Here is a 21,314-nt window from a genome sequence, read left to right on the forward strand (position 1 = left end):
ATTCAACTCCTCATCAGCAGTGTGCGCAGTTCCGAACAGTAGGTGCCGTGCCGATCGCGCAGCCACAACTGGTCGGGGGCCGGCAGCATCTCGCTGAATGTGACCGTCTCGTTTTTGCCCGCGAGATGCTGCAGCAATTCCACCGCGTACGGATTTTCCAGATCGAGGTAGACCGGTTTCTGTTCGGAGGGCACGCGGAGAAACACATGGCGGGGCAGCGAATATTGGCGTCTGACCTTTTGCACGGCGACGTAGGCGGAAAACGGCTCTTTTGCCCGGATTACCGTCTGCAGGTCTTCCGTCGAAAGCGTCCACTGCGCCCGCTGCACGACCAGGTGCCCCGTTTCAATCCTTGGCGTGAATCCCTCACGGCGATAGGTCGGCATCTGGACGATCGGGAAGGAAAACAGGGCAAAGGGAACATACGCCTGATCTGTGAACCCGAAGGCCGGCGGATAAAAACGAATGGCTCGATCATCTCCGCGCAACGTGAGGACAAGTTCGTCCCCGTCCACTCGTACGACCAGATCTTTCAGACCAAACGTCGCATCCGGTCTGCGCGTGGAGGCATATCCCGACACTTCCACCATCACACCCGGATACTCTTGCGGCGCCGTTTTCATCTTTCGGTTGAAAATCAGGTTGGCCGGCAGGATCTTCCGTTTCGACCGTTCCTGTACGATTGCGAGATGACGTACAATTTCCTGCCGAATCTCCTCCCGCACACGGTCCGCGTCAGAATGGAAAGAGAGCATCCACCCTTCCATCGTGATACCGTGATGAAGTTCGCCCAGCACGAATGTGGGTGCAGTCGCCCCTCCTTTTGCGCCCGAATCAAACATCACGAGCAGGTCGGGGGACGTGAGGTACAGGTCGTCGTCTTTCATCTTGTGCAAGAACGCCGCGAACTCCGGTGAGATCAGCGTGGGGGAGTGCCCCGCCAGATAAGCGTCGCATGACTGGTGAAAGATCCGGAGGAATTCCTCCAGCGGATCATCGGCGTCCCCATGCTCCCGCGCGCCGTCCGCCAGCTCCGGCAGCAGCTTGTGGCATGCGACGACAAATTGGTCAAAGCGCACCGCTTGCCGATTGCCAAACATCCTGCGGTAGATCTGCATGGCAATCTTCATGTACCGCTCTTTGCGGAGTGTCGTGTAGACGGTGGCGATCTTCAGCGGGCCGTACAAATCCGTGAGCAGGTGGTCAACCATCCGCCGGTCGAGGCAGATGGTAAGATTGCCGCGAGTGTCTTCGTAAAGCACCGTGCGGTCCCGAAACAACTCCCCTTCACCGCGGCGCGGTGCCAGGCGGGTCAAGTCGGAAACCATGGTCTCCACCTGCTCCAGGATGGCGATGCGTTCTTGCAGGTCCCCCTGTTCGAATTGATGCTGCAGGCGCTGAAGCTGTCTCAGCACCGACAGCCAGCGTTCTTTTGCGCCGCGCTCCGCTTCCGTTTCCGCCTGCAGCCTCCCAATCCGTTCGATCAGATCGGCCAGTCCGTGTATCACGGAAGACGGAATGGGGAAAATGCGCTGCAGCGTGCTGTTGGCGATCAAGCGATCAACCTCCTGACGGGTTTGCTCAACTGCCGCTCCCGTCGCTTTCGCCCATTCACGCACGCTCATTCCTTCCGAGAAGTGTTCAAGCTGCACCTGCTTGGAGCTTCCCCGAAACATCAGGGGAACGACATCGGCCAACGCCGGATCGGCCGCAACCAGTGCGGCCAGTTCCTGCAAGACCCAAAAGGCGTAGAACGCAACCCGCTTTTCTAGCGCAAATGTGTCGGGCCATTGCGCCGTGATCAAGCCGTTGGTCCCGGTACCCTCCCCTTCCGCGATCCGGCCGTAGTTGACAGGGCCAAAGAAGCTGGCCGTTTCGTTTTTTGCTGTAAACCGCTGCAAATAGGTGAAAAATTGACGCTCCAACTGCCGCCAGCGCGAGTCACGGGTCTGGTCGGCACGGTGTTGGTCAAAATAGGCGAAGCCGCGTTCATAGAAGGATGGGTTGGAGAGAAACACCGCCTCCCGGAAGCGGGGATGCGCAATGCAGGTGTGCAGTTCCTCCCGTACCCGCTCCCATTCGCCGGCAAATACCTGTTCCGCCTGACGGTAGAGCTGCTCCTCCTGTTGAAACGTTTCTTGCCATTGGTGCGCCCATTCGCTCAGCTCGGAGCGGCCGATCGCTTGAATCCCGGCCCGTTCATTTTCGTTGAACGCACACGCTTTTTTTACTTTCCTGTACACGCTGGCCAGCACTTTCTGCTGAGGTTTCTCCCAGCGAATCGCCTTGTCGGTAAGGAGCGGCAGCACGTCCCGCTCCCACTGCTCCACCAGGCGGTGGCGTTTTTCTTCCCACGCGAACACAGCCTCCAGCACCTGTTGGGTCTCCTCCATCCTCATTCGTCCGATCCATTCAAACGGAAAGCCGGTACTGCGCAGGACGAAATGCGGAAACCACGTCCACACAGACGCAGCCAGTGCCGTCTGGTTCATATGTTCATCCCCAATTCTTCCCGAGTCGATTCATACTCCCTGGAGCCGGGCAGCGGCGGACGAAATGCGGTGCCGCGCAGTTCGATGCAATAGCTGCCGTCCTCGTCGCGCATCCAGAGATGCTCTGGACCAGGATACATCTCTGTCATGGTCACCTGGTCGTTGGTCTTCAAGTGGCCGTGGAGCAGTTCGATCAGGAAGAAACTGTCGAAATCGAAGTAATACGGCTTTTTCTCATTCTCCACACGCACGAACACCCAGCGCGGCAATTGATGGCGGCGCTTCGCACGGCGCATCGCGAGGAACAGGTCGTAGTCGCTTGTGTCAGGGTCCGTGCCGATAAACTCCCTCGACGGCAGCACCCAACGTTCCCGTTGGTAGACAACGCCGTTGATTTCAATGCGCGGCGTATGCTGCCCAAAATCAATCGGGATGCTTGCCACGCGCGGTACAGCAAACGCCCACAAGTGCAGGTTGTCGTCGCCGCTGTTGTAGATCGTGAAGGTTCTGTTGGAATGTCGGTCGGCGAGCACCAATTCGTCTTGCTCGATGCGCACCACCAGATCACGAAGCGGAACGACGTGTTTGGCACGATCGGACGGCTTGCCGAGGAATTGAATCAACGTGCCCGGGAACGCTTCGTAGAGCAGCCCTTTGTGCCGGCGTGTGTTCAAAATGGTGGACAGCTTCTGATACGCAGGCAGTTCCTGGATCACCTGCTCGATCTCCTGTTCCACCGCTTCGCGATCTGAATCAAACAGGAATTGCGACCCCCACATGGACACAAACTGGTGCACCTCACCCAGCACGATCTGGTAATCACCGCGGGCGAGCGCCTCCACATCCCGGGCGGCAAACATCAGGTCCGGCGACGTGTGCAGGGAACCGCCGGCATCGTGCGCGATCAGTTCCGCGAGGTCCTCTTGCGTCAGGCGGACGATGTTTCCTTCCTGATTGGCTTTCACCACGGCGTAAAGCTTCCGATGGAACTCGTTAAAGATCTCGTCATCGTAGTTGATCTTTCCCTGCTCTTCCATCTCCTGGACGCGGCGAATGAAGTGGGCATACGGAATTTCGCTCTGTCCTTGTGCGATCTCCCGGAACACCTGTTTGCCGATCCGCTGATAGTACCCGCGCATCATCTCCCCGTAGGAAGCGATAAGCTCGAGGATCGGTTCAATCCGCGAATGAAAATCGTCAAGAAACGCCTTGTTGAACGACAGGTTCCGGATGGTGCCCTTGCACTCTTCGTAATAAAGCGTGCGGTCCGCGTACGTCTTGCCAGCAAGCCTCCGCGTTGCATGCCGGGTCAGTTCCACGAACCGTTCCTCCATGCGCTTGCTGATTGCCACGCGCTGTTCAAACGTACCGCCTTCAAATGCGGCCCGGAGCTGTTCGAATTGATCCAGTTCGGCTGCCCATTTGGCTTTGGCTTCCACATGATCCGGCAGGGCACGAACGAACTCGTGCAGATAGTCAAACGGTCCAAAGATGGTAGACGGGATTTCAATGCCGAACAAGATCATGCGCTGTTTGACCAACAGCTCAATCTGTTGAATCAGCTCCTCAACCGGCATGTCGTAGCGGTTTGCCAGCTCCCTTACCGTGGTCGTGCCGTCCACATCGCGCAGCAGCCGCAGGAGATGAGCGGGCAGTTTGCGCCGGCCGTCGATAAACAGGTACTCGACGCCGTCTTCGGTCAGGGTGCACAGCGGGTGCAGGCGCGGAGCCAGATAGGGACGGATTGAAGGCTCTTTGGAGATTGCATCGGCCAGAACGTTGGTCATCCAGAATGAATAGAAGACAGCGCGCTTGGTGAATTTCCCACTGACCATGTCCAGCTTGACCGGTTCTGTTTGCTCCAGGTCGAAGCGGGCGTAGTTCATCGGGCCAAAGAAGCTCGCCGTATCGTTCTTCGCGGCGAATCGCTGCAGGTAGGCGATGAACCGTTTTTCCAGCATTTTTAACCGGGTTGTGCGCTTTTCAAATTCGTCGTGGGCGATGTATTTCAGGTACGAGTTTTCGTAGACGTCCGGGTTGGAGATAAACACTGCTTCCGCAAAGAAAGGGTCTCCGACCAGTTTCTGCAGATCGCGGCGCTTGTGCACAAGCTCCTCGGCCAGAATTGCCTCTCCTTCCCGATGCAGCTTCCTGACCTCTTCCGCCAGGGCGACCACCTTGGCAAACTGCTCGTAAAACGGCGTATTCGGCCAATACAGTCGCACGTGTTCCAGGTCCTGCAACGACACCTGCCCCTTCGCCACTTTTCGGCGATACTTCGATAGGAGCTTCAGCTCTTGCCGGGCCTGTTTTGCCTGGGATATTTTCACCTGTTCGGTGAACCGCTCACTGAGGAGAACGCCAATTTCCCGTTGCAGCTGCTCCTCCGTTTCCAGCTGCTTGTCAATGTGCGCAGCCGATTTATCAAACGCGATTCGGTAGAGCAATTCAAAGGGAAAACCGGTGCGACGAACTACCATTTTTGAGATATATTTCCATTCTGACATGCAGCGGGTCCCCCCTACTCTTTTATCACGTGGCCGTATGGTATATGAATCAGATAAAACGGCATGCCCAGTTTGGTGCGCGGCCGCTGCAACTCCTGACGAATGACTGCTTGCGTTGTATCGCGGCCGCCCTGCTCCCATTCGAGAAGAAGCTGTCTGCACAAGTCGCGCCGCCGTTCTATGCGACAAGTGGCCTCCAATTGCTTCAGGATTTCCACCGATTGCTCCCCGCCGCGCCCCGTTTCGTACGCGATGGCAGCAGCGGCAATTCTGGCTCCTTCTGCACGGTTGCAGCTGCCTACTTCCAGCGCGTGTCGTTCGCTCTTGCTAAGCCAGTCGATGCACGCGTCCACCATTCCCCGCTCCCGGTACAGGGAACTGATGTTGCGCGAGATCACGTCCATATGAAAATGATCCGAGATGGCGCCTGCCTCCTCGTACGCCCGGATGAGCTGTTGCAACGCCGCTTCCTCGTCGCCCATGCACAGGAGCAGAGCCGCTTCCCGATAGAAGTAGATTTTGGCGAAGAGACGGCTGCCGCTGCCGCGGAGGAACTGTTCAAAGCGGCGCCAAATCTTCAGGGCCATGTCCAGATTGCCCATCTGTTCAGCGACCACGCTCATATTGGAAACCAGATTGATCTTCAAATGCAGCGCTTCCGAGTTGCTTTGGCTCTTGAGAAACTGAAACGCCGTCCTGCACAGTTCGTACGCTTCCTTGTACCGCTTTTGCATGAAACGGGTGAGCGCAAGCGTGTTGTGCAGCCAGCCGCGCTCGATCATGGTCGCCTCATCCTCCAGGCCGTCGATCTCTCGCAACCCTTGATGCGCCAGGACTTCGGCGCGCTCCACGTTGAACTGTCGCTTCGTGGCCACCAACGTCAAATAGGCGTACAGCTGGGCGCGCATGGTAGGGGTATCCGCGACCCGGAGTGCCTGTTCGTATGCGGCGTTCACCTCGTCGTAGTTCCCCAGGTATGCCTGCATCAGCCCGCAGCGCTTCCACAGGTAGACTCGCTGCTCCACTGAGAATGATTCTTCCGTGCGCAGGGCCAGCTTGACGAGAGCAAGCACGTTTTCGTAGTTGCCCCAATGTTCAGAAATCGACACCGCCTGCTCTACATGTGCGAAACCATCCGCTGTCAGGCCTGCCATTAAAGCGTGATAGGCCAGGTGGCTGTAGTACTCCTCCGCCGTCCAGTATGACGGGCATCCACGCGCTATCAGTTTTTCGTACAACAAGCGGTGAGCAGCCTGCACTTCCTCTTCACCGGGCGCTTCCGGCGAGTCGAGCTGCTCCGCCAGAAGCAGTCGGTCCCGCGTCATCGCCTGAATACCGGCCGCGGTCCATACGTGCTCGTTGGCATGCACGGCGCGATAGAGCCGCAAAAACGCCTGCTCCTCCGCTGTCCATTCGAATGTGCCCAGCCCTTCTCCGGCGCCGGCTAGCAGTGCCTGCACCAGCATCGGCATGCCGCCGCTTTGCCTGTACATCTGCGGGACCCGTTCCACAAGATCGGGGCGCTTCGCTTCCACGAACGCGCGCACCTGGTCTTCCGTCCACGCCTGCAGCTCCATGACACGCGGCTGCACATCGCCCACCAGATCAGACAAGAACTGCGCGCGAATCCGGCGAACATCGAACAATACCTGGAGCGGATTGCCTTCCTGCGCTTTCGGCGCTGGCCGCGGAACGCTGCGCATCGTGGCGACGACGCGGATGTGCGGATGGCGGCGCAGCAGCAGATTGTGGAAGGCATGAGCGGAGAGCCGGTCAGCCTCATCCAGGCGGTTAATAAACAACCAGAGCGTTTTGCCTGCCAATGAAGGGCAGCGTTCCATCGCTTGCAGGACGAGGCTTACGGAGCCTGTAATCAGGCGAAACACCTGCTCATTTTCCCGCGAGAGACGCCGTTCGGAAGCCGAAAGGGCGATCTCTTCAATCCTGACGGTGTTCGCAAACAGCTCGTCGTCCCTGGCATGGGGGAACAGACTGGTCCACTCGGCCGCATGTGCCTTGAGCAAGTCGGCAGCCTCCTGCCGAAGAACGGGTTCCAGCGCCATGAGCATCGCTTTTAGCCCGTAAAAAGAGTGGGACATGCGCCCGGTTACGTCGATCGACACGGCGAGATGACCTGCCTGGTGCACGTCTTCTGCTGCCTGTGCCATAAGCATGGCACCGCCCAGCCGCTCTTCTCCGATCAAGAGCACTGCCGCTTCTCGCACGGATTGAAGCTGATCGATCAGCGAGCGGTTCCAATCAACTTTCACAGACGTTTCAGGAACGGCTACCATAGTCCGCCTCCTTTGTTCTCGGTTCTGGTCTTCCACACGTTCATGCGAAATTCGCAGGAATATCGGCCCGCTTCACTGGTCAGCCACAACTGACCCGGCGTCGGCAGCATTTCTTCGATCAAGAGCCGCTCATTGTTTTGCACGATCGAGCGCAGCATCTCAACGCAGAAGAAGTTGCGAAAATCCACCACATAGGGCTTGCGCTCCGACAAACCGCGAATGTAGACCACGTCCGGCATGCCCTGCTTTTCTTTAAAGCGGAATACGTTGAGGAACGCAGCTGCATCGTCTTTGTCGAGCAGTTCCGCGACCGCCTGTGCCCCGCATTCCCAGCGTTCCCGCTGGTAGACTGCTCCGTCGATGACGATGCGCGGGGTATGGTCGCCGAGCGAAATCGGCATGTGTGTCAAAGCCGGCAGGGCAAACAGCATGAAGGGCAGATACGTTACCTGATCAGCCAGTTGAATGTACAGGCGGATCTCTTCGCCACTCTTCACGTTTTGCAGCCCGAGTGTGCCGTCTTCCTTCAATACGACCTCCAGATCGTACATCGGGATGACGTCGTCGCCCTTTTTCAAGGACAGCTCTGCAAACTGCATCGCACGGCCCGGAAAATCGTAAAAGCCTTTGTTGCGGCGGACGACTTCCGGCGCGACGAGCTGACGGAACTCAGCCGTTTTATTCAGCTCACGGCACAGGTCTTCCCGCAGTGCTTCCCGGTTCGGGTAGAAGATGGTCATCCAGTTTGGCACGAGCAGGTGGCTGTGCAGCTTGCCCAGCACCACCTGAAAATCCCCCTTCGCCATCGCATCGATGCTTTCGCTGGCGATAAACAGGTCCGGCAAGCTGTACATAGGCATCGTGACTTCGCGAATCGGCAGTGCAGCGCTGGAAAGCTCGACACAACGCGGGCTGTCAGCCGCTTTGCTGCGGACCAGTTCTTCGATTTGCCCGACGACTTGTGGTTTGAACGGTTCCAATGAATCTGGATACCTGTCCCGCAGCGCGTTCACAAAGGTGTAATACGGAACGGGAGCGCCACCGTTGGAGATGGAGTCAAACACCTCTTTGCCGAGCCTTTGCGCATGAAGCCATAGTTCGTAGCCGTAGTACGCGCTCAATTCCAACGCCCCGCGCAGGTCATTGCACAGCTTTTCATGGAACTGCCTGCCCATGACAAATCGCTCGATGTGCCCTTTTGTTTCCTCGTAGAAGATGTAGCGGTCGGCATAGAGACTGCCGCTGCCCCGGCGGGCCGATTCTCCGGTCTGCTCGGTGAATCGCGCTTCGCCTTCGCTGATCAGCTCGATGCGGGCCTGCAAATCCTGCTCGGCCGACATGCGCGCAAGCCATGCCTCCCAACCGCGCAAGCGCTCCAGCCACATCTGCCGTTGATCGGACGGCGGCAGCGCCGCTACTTGTTCGATCACGTAGGGGAGCGGGTTCCCCAGCGTTGACGGAACGTGCAGTTCCTGCTTCAACAGCCCGGCTTGCAGCAGGTGGGAAAGCGGCTTTTCCACAGCCAGGCGCTCCTTCTCGTCCAGAGGGGCGAGCAGCTCCGGCAGGCTTCTTGTGCCGTCCGCCTTCCTGAGCAGGGAGGCCAGCGTACGGCCTACCGTTACGGTTTTTCCGCTGTTGTGCAGGTGCAAAACCCCTTTCTCCGGAACCGCCTCCACCATCGGATGCAGGTGGACCGGGAGATGAGGCCGGAGCGTATCGTCTTGCCTGATGGCTTCCGCCAGGCGCTTGATCGCCCAGAAAGCCAGGAATACTTCGCGATGCCGGATGATGTCGCCCGTTTGAAAACGCGCGTCGAGGTATGACGGATCAGAATCGTCGATGCTGCCGTAGTTCAGCGGGCCAAAGAAGCTGGAGGTCTCGTTTTTTCCGCACAGGCGCTGCACGTAATGGAAGAAGCGCCGCTCCATGCGTTTGACGGCCGCGTTTCGGTCCGGCAGCGGTGTGTAGCTGAGATACTTCGGGACGTTGTTTGCGTACATGTCCGGTGAGGAGAGGTAGACCGCTTCCTGGTACTTGCGATCTTTCACGAGCTGGCGCAGCTTTTCGCGTTTTTCGGCCAACTCCTGCTCAAACGTCTCCGGCACCAGCGCCAGCAATTCCTGGTAGTCTTTGGCAATTCGGTCCCAGGCTGCCGCGCAGTCGAGCAGCTCATTCGGGCCGGTGAGTTCCAGTTCGGCCAGTTTGGCAGCGGCGCCTGTCTCCCGGCGCTGCAAGAACCGCGACAGCTTCTGCCTGCTTTTTCTCGGCAACCCGCCGCTTCGTTCGGCGATTTCCAGCAGCGCTGCCGTCTGGACATCCAGTGAACGCTCTACCTGCACAATCTGCCGTGCCATGTCGCTGGTGCGGGGAAACGCCAATGCTTCCAGCCACTCAAATGGAAATCCGGTGCTGCGGATGATGTAGTGCGGGAAAAAACGCCATTCAAAATCAGGGGAAAACGGCTGCGTCCCCGCCTGATTTTCGGCCGTCATCATATTCATCGCCTATCCATCCTCGCTTCCTGCTTCTGCCTCAAACCGGCAGAGTAGTCGTACACATAACCTGTCCGGAGTTCAAACGTATGCACACCGATATCATCATGCCACCACAGATGCTCCGGGCCCGGATACATCTCGCTGATCGACACGCGGTCCGTCTGGGCCGCCACCCGCACCATCCACTCAAGCGACCAGGGGATGGACAGATCGACATACATCGGTTTCTCGCCCGCCTTCCATTTCACAAAAAAGCGGTCGGGCAGATCGAACTGCATCTGCTTGCGAGCCATGTGCACAAACAAGGGGAACCCTTTCAGTTCCAGGGAATCAGCCCGCATGTGTTCGGCCGGAATCTCCCACCGTTCACGCTGCATCACCACACCGTCGACGACAATGCGTGGAGAGCGTTTCACATCCGCCTCCTCCTGCTCGCTGGAAACCGTAATTGCGATCGGCACCACGCATGGCAGGGAAAAACAACCGTGCGCGGCCGAGTGCAAATCTCCCGGATAGAGGGTGAGCGGCTTTCCGTTTGCCCAGAGCGTGAGCCGCCCGTCGATCTCACGCACCGCGACCTGATGGATCGGAATGACATAGGCAGGCTCTTTGGTCGAAACGGCGGAGAGCAGGATCGTATGGCCCGGCAGCTCCGGAGTGACATGCTTGTTTCGCCGCTCCGTGATGATTGTAGCCATGCGCTCCCACTGCGGCATCCTTTGAATGCGCTGTTCAAACCGTGCCCACAGCGCCTCTGGATCATCCGCAAAGTACGCCATGAACCCGTTGAAAATCGTTGAGCAGTCATCATGCAGTTCACCGAGCACCAGCCGGAACTCCCCTCGCTCGACCGCATCAGCAGAAGGTGCCGCGACCATGATATCGGGACTTGGCAGGGTCATCTGCAGGTGAGCCAGCGCTCGTTCGATCTCTTCCTGGAACGGTTCCAACAGGTCGCGGACCTCTTCCTCGCTGATGTGCAGTTCGCCCCCCGAATGTTCCTCCTGCCGCTGGCGCAGCAGCGTTTGGATGCGGGATTGGAATTGACGGGTGTACCTCATCTCCGGTTCGCCCTGCTCAAACAGCGGGATCATGTCGATGTAGCGGACCACCTTCCCGTCCGCCGCCAGCTTGCGGTACAATGTCCTGCCCGCCTGTTGGTAATCCATCCATTTCAGGACGGCAGCGGCTGTCAGCAGTTTTAATGTTGTTAAAAACGAACCGGTCAGCGCCCGATAGAGGGGGCCGCCAATCGTCAACGCGGAGAGCGTGCCTGCACAATCTTCGTACAACGCGGTGCGGTCCGCATACAAGGCTCCGCCCTTTCGCCGCGTATCCTCTTCCACCAGGTCAGCGAGCTGCCTTTCCACATCCTCCCACACCTGTACGCGCTCCGGATACGGGGTATGTTCCAATAAGACCCGGAAACCTTCCAGTCTATCGATCAACTCCTCCCCCGCTTGACGCGCCTTTGGAGGAAGTGCCGCCAGCTGGTCCCGCAGTTCGGCCAAGGCGTCTACGCGCACCGGAGAGAGGGGAATCGACAGATCGATCAACCGTTTGTTCTTGAGCTCATGCAAAAGCGCGATCAACGCGGATTCATCCATGGACAATTCCGCGGCCACTCGCGAAACGGTCTTCTCGCCGTCCAACGCCAGAAACACACGTGCATGCGCATCCGGCAAGCGGAACGTCCGGTTGAGTCCGTGGAAATGAAACGTGTGGCTGTCCAGGGGGCGCACCAGCGGATTGGGGCGCGGCTTCAGATGCGGGAGGATTTCGTTGCGCCCGGCCAGCTTTTGCGCGAGCAGCTTGACATACCAGTGGGCGATAAACACGCGCCGCTTTCCCAGGACGTTCCCTTCGCGAAACGCGCGTCGAATCGCTCGCGGCTCTGCGGCGTTACATGTTCCGTAATTGACGGGCCCGAAGAACGACGTCGTGTCGTTCTTGGCACAAAAGCGCTGCAGGTACGCAAAGATCATTCGCTCGGCACCTCGTGCGGTGCTGTTCCAGTCCGGTTCTGGCTTGGCTTCCCAGTCCTTGCTGTACTTTATCACTCGCTGAAAGGAAGACGGGCTGCTGAGAAACACCGCCTCCTGAAAACGCGGATCGTTCACCTTCGCCATCATGACGCGGCGTACGCGGGCCAACTCCGCTTGAAACAGCTCCTCCCCCGCCGCTATTGCCTCTGCCCGCCTGCTTTCCAGCTCGTTCCACTCATCCACAAAGTGCTCCCAGTCTGTGTTTTCATACCGGCGGCTCTTCCAAAAGGCCACATCGTCCAAAGAGAGCGTCCGGTTTTTCATCACGCGCTTCCTTAATTTGTACAGTGTCGGAAACACCGCCGACCCGACCTCTTCCCGCTCTTGTTCATACGCGATCAGGCGGGGAAACAGCTCGTGCACAAAGCGATCGCGCAGCCGGTCCTGCTCCTGCTCCAGTGCGAGCAGCCGCTTCGCTTGCGCCAGCGTTTGTGTGCACCGCAACTCTTCCAACCATTCAAAGGGAAAGCCGGTCGTACGAAACACGAAATCCGGCAGCAGCTCCCAACCGGTATCCAGCGAATGCGTCTGCACCGCTTGGCTGTTTTTCAACATCAAATCACTTCCCTATCCCTGTGTAGAAACGGAAGATGGAACACGGTGGGCAGTCCGGGTCAGCCACAATCCAACCACGCCACACAAGATCAGCCCGACGCCTGCAACCTTGTAACTGTCAGCCGCTCCCAGCCACCCGATCAACGCACCGGCCAGCAGGCTGGAACCGGACTCGCCGATAAAGGCGGTCGTCGATTGCATGCTGAACACTTTGCCAAGCCGGTCGTTGGGCACGGAGTTCTGCACGAGCAGAATCTGCGGCATATCGATCAACGATTCCGCCGCGCCGGCCAGGAAGGCGAAGCCGACCGCCAGGACAAACATGTCTGTGGAGCCGATCAGGAAGTAAAACAAGCCCCAGAGCGCCCAGCCGCTGAAAATGACTCTTGCGAATTTCTTGATCTGGATTTTGCCGAGCAGAAGCGTCATCAGCAAGTTGCCGACCGCAAATGCGCTCAAAATGATCCCATACCCCTTGGAGCCCATGTCCCACACCTGATCAGACAGAATGGGAAGGCCCAAACGGTCAAGACCGACAATCAGACAAAGACCCACGCCAAAGAAAAAGATGGACCAAAACAGCGGACGAACGGTTTTGACGAAGAGGTAAGTATCGTAAATGTCCCGGAATACTGATACCTGCACATTCTTCTTTTCAATCGGCGGTATCTTGGTCGGCAGCAGGGACAGAATCGAGACGACGTAGCTGGCGGCGGTGATCAGATAGATGAAAATCGCGCTGGTCTGCGCAATCAGCACGCCTCCGATCATCGGCCCGATGGCGCGCATTAGCTGGAAGGACGCCTGCATGAATGAGTTGCCTGCCGACCAGAGTTCTTTCGGCATAAAGCTCGTAAGCGACGCTCTCATCGCCGGGAAAAAGAAGCAGCGTACCGTACTGAGCACAAATGCCGTAATGGCCAGATTCCATACGTGCAAAAGATCGAGCCAGTAGAAAAAGGGTACGGTGAGGAGAGAGACAAGGCGGATGATGTCCCCGTACACCATCACGCGTTTGCGGTCCCAGCGATCGGCATAGGCGCCGCCGAGCAGCCCAAAGAAGATGTATGGTGCCGATGTGGCGAGAACCACAAGACCCGCGACGAATGAGGAATTGGTCATTTTGTAGGCGAGCCAGAAAAACGCAATCTGGTACAGGGAGTCCCCGAAATTTGCGGTCGTTTGCCCGATCCACACCAACACGTAATTCGGGATGGTGAACAATTGCTTGTACCCGGCTTGATCGTGTGCCATAGGAACATCCTCCTCTGCTTCAGATGACAATGTGCCCCTCCTGTACCTCAGCATCGTCAACAAAGATCGTTGGCGATCCGGCGCCCTTTGCCTGAAGAAAGAACGTCAGGTCGCTGCCGAAGGAAGAGAGTTTGCGGAGAAAGCGGAACGGATGCAGGGCGACTGCTACCGAACTCACTTGTCGTTCGCGCTTGCCGCCGCGTATCAGCCACCCGTCGGCAACAAACCTGATCATCCCGTTTTGGCTGACAAATTCAGGCGGCTGGACTGCGTGAACAATCTCCACGCCCAGATCGGTCTGCCTCCTCCATTCCGCGTGATCCGTCCCGCCAGGTACAAAATAGATATTGCTCGGACTTACACTGTCGGAGTGGTTCCGCGAGCGAACGCCATTGCCTGTGGAGGTGACGCCCCACCTTTGCGCCGTTACCGTCGAGTGCAGAAACTTCGCCATGACGCCGCTGTCAATCAGCACCGTGCGTTGCGACGGTGTTCCTTCCTCGTCAAACGCACGACTTGCCCATCCGCCCGGCAAGCAGGCATCATCGACCAGCGTTACATGCCTTTTGGCCAGCCGCTTCCCAATCAGACCCGCCAACTCCGGTGAGCCCAACAAACGCGGCCCGGAAAACAGGATGCCGTATTTGCGCGCGATGTCAGCCCCGATGCTGGGCGGTATGGACAGCCGAATGGTGCCCGGTTGAAGTGTCGTCTCTTCCCGCGGCCATGCCAGCAACTGACCGATCCGCTCCTCAAGGTCACCCGTCCTGAAATCAGCCGCTCGAAGCGCGAACGTTCCTTCGAGCAAAAATCCGTGTCGCCCCTCCAGCAAGAGCTGGAGACTGTACTTGTTTGCTGCATCCGACATCATCTGGCCGTCTGAGCGAACCAGCGCCGTGAATGTGCGCCCGCTGATGCACTCCCAGCGATGCAGATGAAAGGCGGAAGGGACGAATCGTTCCTGCCATTTCCGCATCATGTCGCGGATTGCAAGAAAATCGACGGCATCCGTGTCCGAATCAACGTGTGCATACCGCCCCTGCCTGGCCGCATCGACCCACGTGATCTGCTTCACCCGCTCTCGTGGAGTGCGGATCAGTTCGCGCACCGTCTGGATCAATCGGCTCTCGATGCCGGCAGCATTCAGCGCGTCGGAAACAAACGTCACGGTCTGTCCGTCGACGTCCAACTGCACATGCACATTGCTTTCCGCGCCGCTTCTCAATGCGACTCCTTGGTAAGGTGTCCAGTGCAGGCGCACCATCTCCTCCACACGCAGGAAAATCTCCACGTTGTCAGCGCCCGCCGCCACTGCCCTTTCCGCCAGCCGGACCGCCCAATCGTCGACGCGTACGTTATCGATCACCCCGATGTTCATGATCTACCAGCACCCGTTTCCACATGGATTTTCTTTATCCGAATCGTCGGCTGACCGACACTGACCGCGAGATTCATCTGGTCAAATTTGTGGCACGTCGCGTGGCGGGAATGATGCATCCGGAGATCGCAGCCGACACGGTCGATGGAAGACAGCAGATCCGGACCGTTGCCGACCAGCCACAGGTCGCCTGTCGGACGCGTAATCCGGCCGTTCTCGATCAAAAAACCTTCCACCACACGCACCCGAAACCGCCCGGTGGTCAGTTCCGTCTCTCCCGTGCCAAGTTTGCGAACATACAGCCCGCGGGAGGTTTGACGCACAATTTCTTCAGGCGTGTACTCGCCTGCTTGAATAAATGTGTTTGACATCCGCGGAATCGCCGGGTATCGATACGACACACGCCTCCCGTGTCCGTTCGAATGCGTATCCCACCGCTTGGCGGCCGTACGGTCGTACATCAGTTCCTGCAGCCGGCCATTCTGGATCAGCACGGTGGATTGGGCCTTTTCCCCTTCGTCATCCACGCGATAACTGCCGGACAGACCCGGTATGGTCGGGTCGTCAACCAACGTCACCTGCTCCGATGCCACAGGCTGTCCAAATTTTCCCCCGTAGACTGCGTCCGGATGGGCAGCCAGATCGCCCTCCAATCCATGCCCGCACACTTCGTGGATCAGGATCGCAGGGTTTCCCGGCCCCAGCACCACGCACCAGTCTCCTCCTTCGATCTCTATGTACTGTTGCAAATCGTCGAACTCAGCGAGTGCCGATTGAACGAATCCGGCAAACCCCGCACGCAGTTCTTCCAGATTGAGGCCGCCGCAGGAACGGCTCATGTACATGGGACGCGACTCTTCCGTCCATTCCCCCTGGATGTCGATCGTGTAGTAGGAGCGGTGATCGTCAGCGTAGAAGCCGTCGGATCGGGCCACGGTGATGCGCTGGTCAAACGAGGTGACACTTTCCATGCAACGGCTGTTCACCCGTCCGGCTGCTCTGAACCCCCGCTGCCACCTGTCATGCAGTTCTTCAAACGCTGCAGCCATCGCCGATAAGGATACACCGACATGTTGATCCTCCTCATCGCCGACCTGCTTCACGCTGCGCACTTCTCTCAACAAGGCCGTGTTCCGGCCGCTTTTTACATGCTCCAGGAGATCGGCAGGTGACATGGGAAAGTGGAGGTATTTCATTCCCATTTCACCTGAAATACGCACCCCAACCCCCTGACCAACTGTCACTCTCCACTCTGGCTTTTCGCCGCCCCGCCTCGTGCGGAGCGAGTGGACCTGCTTTTCTTCATGAAATATCTCGACTTCCTCATGCCCGTACGCCAGGAACTGCTGGATCAACTCGTTTGCGAGCGCTTTTTCCATCACACACCCTCTCTGTTCATGAGGATTCTTAAATAGATACTGAAGCGGAAAGAAAAGGCAAGATGACCTATCAAGCGGATGATAGATCATCTTACCCGCAGGCTACGCAAGCGGTGCGATCTTGTCTTCGATGTCCTCCAGGAGAAAATCAATGTCTTCCAGGTCCAGATCTTCATTGTTTTCCACTGCTTCTTGTTGATTTTTTACTTGTTCCATGGGACTCACCTCCTTTCCATTTCCACACGATTGCGTAGGGACAAAACGTTTAACTCCCGCTGCAGTCCGGCAATGACGCTCTGCACGCGCTTCCGGCACGCCTCATTCAACTGCCCGTTTTCGTCCAGCTCGTGTTCACTGGAAATGGCAATCTCTTCCGGAATCACGTTTGCGTGCAGCGTACGAAACACCTGCCGCAGGCTCATCAGCGTCAGAATTCCTGCCTTTAGGCCTCCCGATACGGCCAATAACGCAATCGGCTTATGTTTGAATCCCGACCCATCCTGATAGTCCAGCAGATTTTTCAGCGCACCTGTGTAGCCGCCGTGATACTCGGGCGAACCCACGATAAAAGCGTCAGCTTGTTTGATCTTTTCCGAAATTTCGATCATTTTGTCCGTTTGCGGTACCGTAAAACTAAACAGCGGGAAGTTTGTCTCCGCCACACAGATCAGTTCCGTTTCATGACCTTGTTTTTGCAACAGCTTTGCGAACAGATTGAGTACGCGCTTTGTCACCGATTCCGGGTTCATGCTGCCGTTGATCAAGACGATTTTTGCCATGACGTTCTCCTCCGAATTTCCATAAAAATGAAACTTTTCTAACATATTACATGATATGACACGACCATTCAACCCCGTTTTTGACGATGCACCCATTCGTTCCGTTCAGCCTCACCGGAAAAGGAGTTCCTTCCTGTATCTTACATTTTTTCCATCTGGTCGTGAAGTCCATGTGGGCCCGCAAATGTGCACTTTTTTTCGACACACCCCCAGCATGCCCAAACAAAAAGGGGCAGTCGGAAATGACCGCTGCCCTAATCATATTCACCCAGCCACCCGAACATTCTGAGCAGGATGGGAAAAGCGCTTGTCTATCATCTTATGATATTGTAATATACAGGAAAATAAGGGTGATTTCTCTAATTTCTTGGGGGAGTGCTTATGGGATTTCAACAGGTGCGCCGGTCCTTGCGATCTGAAATTGAGCGTCAGATTAAAAAGCACGGCTACACACTCAGGAAACTTAGCGAAATAACTGGCATTAATCAGGGACATTTAAGTGCCATCCTGAACAGAAATCCTCCTCGGGCAATAACGATTCGGCAGTTGGATGCTTTGGCTACAGCTTTTGGACAGGCTCCGGGGTGGCTGTACGATTTGTACGAAGAAGAGTGTTTCTCCGAGGGAAAAGTATCACGCCCACGACTGGTGCCATATTTGATCCGCTGTGCGGAAATCGGAAGGCAGGATTGTATTGAGTCGATTGTCCCCAAATTGCTGGAGAACCCTAAACATGTGTCGATTCTTTTCTCCGTGGCCGAGCAGCTATTTGAGACCGGAAAACGAAAAGAGGCAGTGCCATTTTATCAACACGTTATAGATAACGAAAAGGACAGCCACAACGATCGTTTTGTGTTGGCTCACTATCGGATCTTTCAATCGCTGCAAGGTACAAATGCAGAAGAACATTGGGAGGCGGTCATACGTTTTGCCCCCTATCGAAAGCGGCTGCCTGAACAGTATCAGTTAGATGCGCTATTAAAACTGGCGAATGCTTGCTTTATGTTACAAAAGTGGAACCAGATTGAAACATACGCTGACGAATTGCGTGCGCTTGCAATGGCAGTATATGAAGACCAGTTGCGAAAAAAGCAAAGTAACAAGGAATTCGAACCGTTAAAAACAGAGCGGCACCTGGTTGTATACTATGGGCAAGGATTTCTTGCAAAAGGCGTGGCATTACAAATGCAAGGCAGGTACGAAGAGGCCAAAACGTATGTGCAGGGATACGCCGATCTTGGGTGGTTTCAACTTTTGGATGAAACTGGGCGAAGGGAAGTCGAGAAGTTCCGAATCTGGGCGAAAGCCAATCTCTATACCCTTGATCTGTTAACGGGGAATATCGACGTTCTGCCGGAGTACGTGGATTTTCTGATGAAATACCCCGCCGAAATACCAGCGGGATTATTAACCATTATGGAGTCAGCCAGTAAATATGATATTACCATTGACCATATTTTGGAACGCTTTTCTGAGGAAATTGACCGTTTCAAGCAATATCAAGACCCAATTAATATTGGCAGACATTATCATTTTCGTTATTGTAAAACTATATATGAGTTTAAAAGGGGGCGTATTGCCAAAGCTCTCGAAGAAACGTTACTGTGCCTTTCCCTTGCTGATAAGATGAATCACTACCAAGCCTTCAAACGTTGTACAGAATTGTTCTGGGAGCACCGACACCAAGCATCCAAGCAGCAGTTAAGCGTCTTTGAAGAAATTTTAAAAGGAGGTTCAACAAATGAATGTAAAAACGTTGTTCCTTCCGCTTATCGTCATATTTAGTGTATATTGCGCTATTGCGATGCCGATTGAAACAAGTCAAACTATAACCATGCTTACACACGGATTCGGCGGTTGAGCAATGAAAAGCACCCTTTGGGGTGCTTTTCATTATTCCATTTTTTTCAGCCCGGAAGTTTTGGGATACCATTGTATAGTAATAATTGTCCTTTATTGTCAAAAAAAGGAGGTGAATCTCATAATCACAATGATTAACGAAAAGGACGTTCCTCCTCCTCGCCAGAGCAAAGGAACGCCCCCAAAAAAAGAGAGACGACTTCCATATGTAAAGTCTACCATGCAATCATTTGAACAGGAAAGAAGCAAATTTCCACATGTCTATGACATCGTAGGAATAACGGAAGAACTGCGCCGGCAGTTGGTTCAATTGGTTCAGGAGACGGGCAGCCTGTCAAATGATACCGTGGTGGAGCTAAGCCAACGTTTGGACCAGTATATTCTGGCGATTCAACACCGGATGAATGAGAAAAAAAAGAAGCTGTAAAACAAATACTCCTCTTGGGAATCAGGTGAGCGGCTGGTTCCCAATTTGTTTTCTCCGGGCAGTTTCGTTCGGCGCACTCCCCTTTGCACGTAAAAAATCCCTCCCCCAACCTGAGGGAAGGATTGAAAGAGCGATGCTGCAGTGTTCTCGGGTCAACATGCTTATGCGATTCCCCTCTGCTGTGTGAAGGGGAAGAAATTGCAGCTGCTTTTCTCTTTGCCTTACCATCGACGCAAGTGAATCCATCCTAGTCGCAAGAACAACCCACGATCACCAGCAGAATGAACAGTACCAGGACCAGCCCAAATTCGTCGAAACCGTTGAAGATTCCACTCATGGTTGGATCCACCTCCTCCTGTTGATTCAGTATTTATGCTATGTCGCAAGAAGGAAACGGGTATAGACTGGTGTCATGGAATGAGCACAATTTTTCCGATACCGTTCAAGCCGAGAAATGTACCCCATTCCGGACGCTTTATCCTGACAGCTCTGTCCGCTCCTGTTACCAGCGGTCTTCCTCAAAGAGAATGAAGAAGAGGAGCAGGATCAGAATCAATCCAAAGAACCCTCCGCCAAAGAAACCGTGCTTCCCGCTCATGTTATTCCCTCCCTTCCATCTCGCCATGAGCAGGGCATCCTGTGTTTGTCCCTACCCAGGTTATACTATGTATGGCATCATCGGCCTGTCTCGATTCTCGTCTACTTGAGAGTCAAAACAGGCGGATTTCCGTCCGTTCACCATACAGAATGACAGCATAAAACGGGCCTTTCTCTCATGAGCCGGTACACAAAGCAGCGACACACTCGAATCCCCTGCAGGATTGGGCACGAAATGTCGGGTGAGTCGATTCCTCACCTGCTATGCTGTGGATAAGGAGGCGAATTCAATGGATGTGCTGACGAACTGGAACAAGGCAATCAAGTATATCGAAGACAATCTGACGAACGACATTGATTGCAAGGAAGCGGCACGGCTGGCTTTATGCTCCGAATATCACTTCAAACGGATGTTTTCTTTCCTCGCAGGGATTACCCTGTCGGAATACATTCGCCGCAGGCGCCTGACACTTGCTGCGTTTGAGCTGCAAAACAGCAGCGCGAAGGTCATCGACATCGCGATGAAATACGGGTACAACTCCCCTGATTCGTTTGCCCGCGCATTTCAGAGCCTGCATGGGATCACACCGTCGGAAGCCAGAACAAACGGCCATTCCCTGAAAGCCTATCCTCGAATGAGCTTCCAATTAACCATTCAAGGGGGAAACGAAATGAACTACCGCATCGTAGAAAAAGAGGCATTTCGCATTGTGGGGATCATGAAACGAGTGCCCATCGTGTTCAAAGGAGTGAATCCGGCCATCGCCGACATGTGGAAAAGTCTGGACATGCATACGATCCAAACACTCAAAAGTCTTTCCAATGTCGAGCCAATGGGGCTGATTCAAGCATCCACCAACTTTTCGGAAGGGCGAATGGAGGAAAAAGGAGAGCTCGATCACTACATTGGCGTGGCCACGACGAACGAGTGCCCGGAAGGTCTCACGCAGCTGGAAGTGCCCGCCTCCACCTGGGCTGTATTTGAAGCAGTCGGTCCTTTTCCCGACACGCTGCAGAATATCTGGGGACGCATCTATTCCGAATGGTTTCCCACCGCGCACTATGAACAAACAGAAGGTCCGGAAATTCTGTGGAACGAGCATGCAGATATCCATTCCCCCACGTTTCGCAGCGAGATTTGGATTCCGGTTGTGAAAAAACCGCACGCGAATGGATAACGATTGCTTCCTATACACCCATGCACAGCAAACGGCATAGGCTATGGTGCATGATGAATGTATGGGAGGCGAAT

General features: G+C 55.6%; 14 protein-coding genes. 3 read left to right on the forward strand and 11 right to left on the reverse strand.

Annotated features, from left to right (window positions below):
- Positions 1–2: 2 nt before the first annotated feature.
- From KDN35_RS15380 to KDN35_RS15425, 10 genes are all read right to left on the reverse strand, one after another.
- Complete coding sequence (locus KDN35_RS15380) at positions 3–2,492, reverse strand: lantibiotic dehydratase (protein WP_212133159.1); 2,490 nt, start codon at positions 2,490–2,492, stop codon at positions 3–5.
- A complete protein-coding gene (locus tag KDN35_RS15385) occupies positions 2,489–4,999 on the reverse strand; it encodes a lantibiotic dehydratase (protein ID WP_212133160.1) in 2,511 nt (836 codons plus the stop codon). Before KDN35_RS15385 ends, KDN35_RS15380 begins: the two co-directional genes overlap by 4 nt.
- A gap of 14 nt (positions 5,000–5,013) precedes the next feature.
- Positions 5,014–7,293 (reverse strand): tetratricopeptide repeat protein, encoded by a 2,280-nt coding sequence (locus KDN35_RS15390; RefSeq protein ID WP_212133161.1) that lies wholly within the window; start codon positions 7,291–7,293, stop codon positions 5,014–5,016.
- Positions 7,287–9,794, reverse strand: coding sequence for a lantibiotic dehydratase (locus KDN35_RS15395; protein ID WP_212133162.1), 2,508 nt, complete (start codon positions 9,792–9,794; stop codon positions 7,287–7,289). The genes KDN35_RS15390 and KDN35_RS15395 overlap by 7 nt, the downstream gene beginning before the upstream one ends.
- On the reverse strand, positions 9,791–12,388 hold the full coding sequence (locus KDN35_RS15400) for a lantibiotic dehydratase (RefSeq protein WP_212133163.1): 2,598 nt from the start codon (positions 12,386–12,388) through the stop codon (positions 9,791–9,793). The genes KDN35_RS15395 and KDN35_RS15400 overlap by 4 nt, the downstream gene beginning before the upstream one ends.
- Before the next feature lie 12 nt (positions 12,389–12,400).
- Complete coding sequence (locus tag KDN35_RS15405) at positions 12,401–13,642, reverse strand: MFS transporter (protein ID WP_212133164.1); 1,242 nt, start codon at positions 13,640–13,642, stop codon at positions 12,401–12,403.
- Between the two features lie 19 nt (positions 13,643–13,661).
- Positions 13,662–15,020, reverse strand: a complete 1,359-nt coding sequence (locus tag KDN35_RS15410) for a metallopeptidase TldD-related protein (protein ID WP_212133165.1) — start codon at positions 15,018–15,020, stop codon at positions 13,662–13,664.
- Positions 15,017–16,399 (reverse strand): TldD/PmbA family protein, encoded by a 1,383-nt coding sequence (locus KDN35_RS15415; RefSeq protein ID WP_212133166.1) that lies wholly within the window; start codon positions 16,397–16,399, stop codon positions 15,017–15,019. Before KDN35_RS15415 ends, KDN35_RS15410 begins: the two co-directional genes overlap by 4 nt.
- A gap of 102 nt (positions 16,400–16,501) precedes the next feature.
- Entirely contained in the window at positions 16,502–16,615 is a 114-nt protein-coding gene (locus KDN35_RS15420) for an ammosamide/lymphostin RiPP family protein (RefSeq protein ID WP_212133167.1), read from the reverse strand.
- Between the two features lie 5 nt (positions 16,616–16,620).
- Positions 16,621–17,178, reverse strand: a complete 558-nt coding sequence (locus KDN35_RS15425) for an NADPH-dependent FMN reductase (protein ID WP_171564568.1) — start codon at positions 17,176–17,178, stop codon at positions 16,621–16,623.
- 381 nt (positions 17,179–17,559) lie between these two features.
- Here KDN35_RS15425 and KDN35_RS15430 point away from each other — a divergent pair, with 381 nt between their 5' ends.
- Together KDN35_RS15430 and KDN35_RS15435 are read left to right on the forward strand one after the other, a co-directional pair.
- Positions 17,560–18,963 carry a helix-turn-helix domain-containing protein gene (locus KDN35_RS15430; protein ID WP_212133168.1) on the forward strand — a complete coding sequence of 468 codons (1,404 nt, stop codon included), beginning with the start codon at positions 17,560–17,562 and terminating at the stop codon, positions 18,961–18,963.
- 205 nt (positions 18,964–19,168) lie between these two features.
- Entirely contained in the window at positions 19,169–19,465 is a 297-nt protein-coding gene (locus tag KDN35_RS15435; RefSeq protein WP_230077049.1) for an aspartyl-phosphate phosphatase Spo0E family protein, read from the forward strand.
- A gap of 247 nt (positions 19,466–19,712) precedes the next feature.
- Here KDN35_RS15435 and yjcZ read toward each other — a convergent pair whose 3' ends face one another.
- The gene (yjcZ, locus tag KDN35_RS15440; RefSeq protein ID WP_171564566.1) at positions 19,713–19,802 is read right to left on the reverse strand and encodes a sporulation protein YjcZ; all 90 of its coding nucleotides are present in this window, start codon (positions 19,800–19,802) and stop codon (positions 19,713–19,715) included.
- A gap of 550 nt (positions 19,803–20,352) precedes the next feature.
- Between yjcZ and KDN35_RS15445 the strand changes: the two genes are divergently transcribed.
- On the forward strand, positions 20,353–21,240 hold the full coding sequence (locus KDN35_RS15445; RefSeq protein WP_171564565.1) for an AraC family transcriptional regulator: 888 nt from the start codon (positions 20,353–20,355) through the stop codon (positions 21,238–21,240).
- Positions 21,241–21,314: the final 74 nt, after the last annotated feature.

Origin of the sequence: Brevibacillus sp. NL20B1 (assembly GCF_018195675.1) — a bacterium.
GTDB classification, from domain to species: Bacteria; Bacillota; Bacilli; order Brevibacillales; family Brevibacillaceae; genus Brevibacillus; species Brevibacillus aydinogluensis.

Bases quoted from the DNA above. Each gene is read 5' to 3' on its own strand.
- KDN35_RS15380 (WP_212133159.1), bottom strand. From the start codon at position 2,492: ATGAACCAGACGGCACTGGCTGCGTCTGTGTGGACGTGGTTTCCGCAT.
- KDN35_RS15385 (WP_212133160.1), bottom strand. From the start codon at position 4,999: ATGTCAGAATGGAAATATATCTCAAAAATGGTAGTTCGTCGCACCGGT.
- KDN35_RS15390 (WP_212133161.1), bottom strand. From the start codon at position 7,293: ATGGTAGCCGTTCCTGAAACGTCTGTGAAAGTTGATTGGAACCGCTCG.
- KDN35_RS15395 (WP_212133162.1), bottom strand. From the start codon at position 9,794: ATGAATATGATGACGGCCGAAAATCAGGCGGGGACGCAGCCGTTTTCC.
- KDN35_RS15400 (WP_212133163.1), bottom strand. From the start codon at position 12,388: ATGTTGAAAAACAGCCAAGCGGTGCAGACGCATTCGCTGGATACCGGT.
- KDN35_RS15405 (WP_212133164.1), bottom strand. From the start codon at position 13,642: ATGGCACACGATCAAGCCGGGTACAAGCAATTGTTCACCATCCCGAAT.
- KDN35_RS15410 (WP_212133165.1), bottom strand. From the start codon at position 15,020: ATGAACATCGGGGTGATCGATAACGTACGCGTCGACGATTGGGCGGTC.
- KDN35_RS15415 (WP_212133166.1), bottom strand. From the start codon at position 16,399: ATGGAAAAAGCGCTCGCAAACGAGTTGATCCAGCAGTTCCTGGCGTAC.
- KDN35_RS15420 (WP_212133167.1), bottom strand. From the start codon at position 16,615: ATGGAACAAGTAAAAAATCAACAAGAAGCAGTGGAAAACAATGAAGAT.
- KDN35_RS15425 (WP_171564568.1), bottom strand. From the start codon at position 17,178: ATGGCAAAAATCGTCTTGATCAACGGCAGCATGAACCCGGAATCGGTG.
- KDN35_RS15430 (WP_212133168.1), top strand. From the start codon at position 17,560: ATGGGATTTCAACAGGTGCGCCGGTCCTTGCGATCTGAAATTGAGCGT.
- KDN35_RS15435 (WP_230077049.1), top strand. From the start codon at position 19,169: ATGATTAACGAAAAGGACGTTCCTCCTCCTCGCCAGAGCAAAGGAACG.
- yjcZ (WP_171564566.1), bottom strand. From the start codon at position 19,802: ATGAGTGGAATCTTCAACGGTTTCGACGAATTTGGGCTGGTCCTGGTA.
- KDN35_RS15445 (WP_171564565.1), top strand. From the start codon at position 20,353: ATGGATGTGCTGACGAACTGGAACAAGGCAATCAAGTATATCGAAGAC.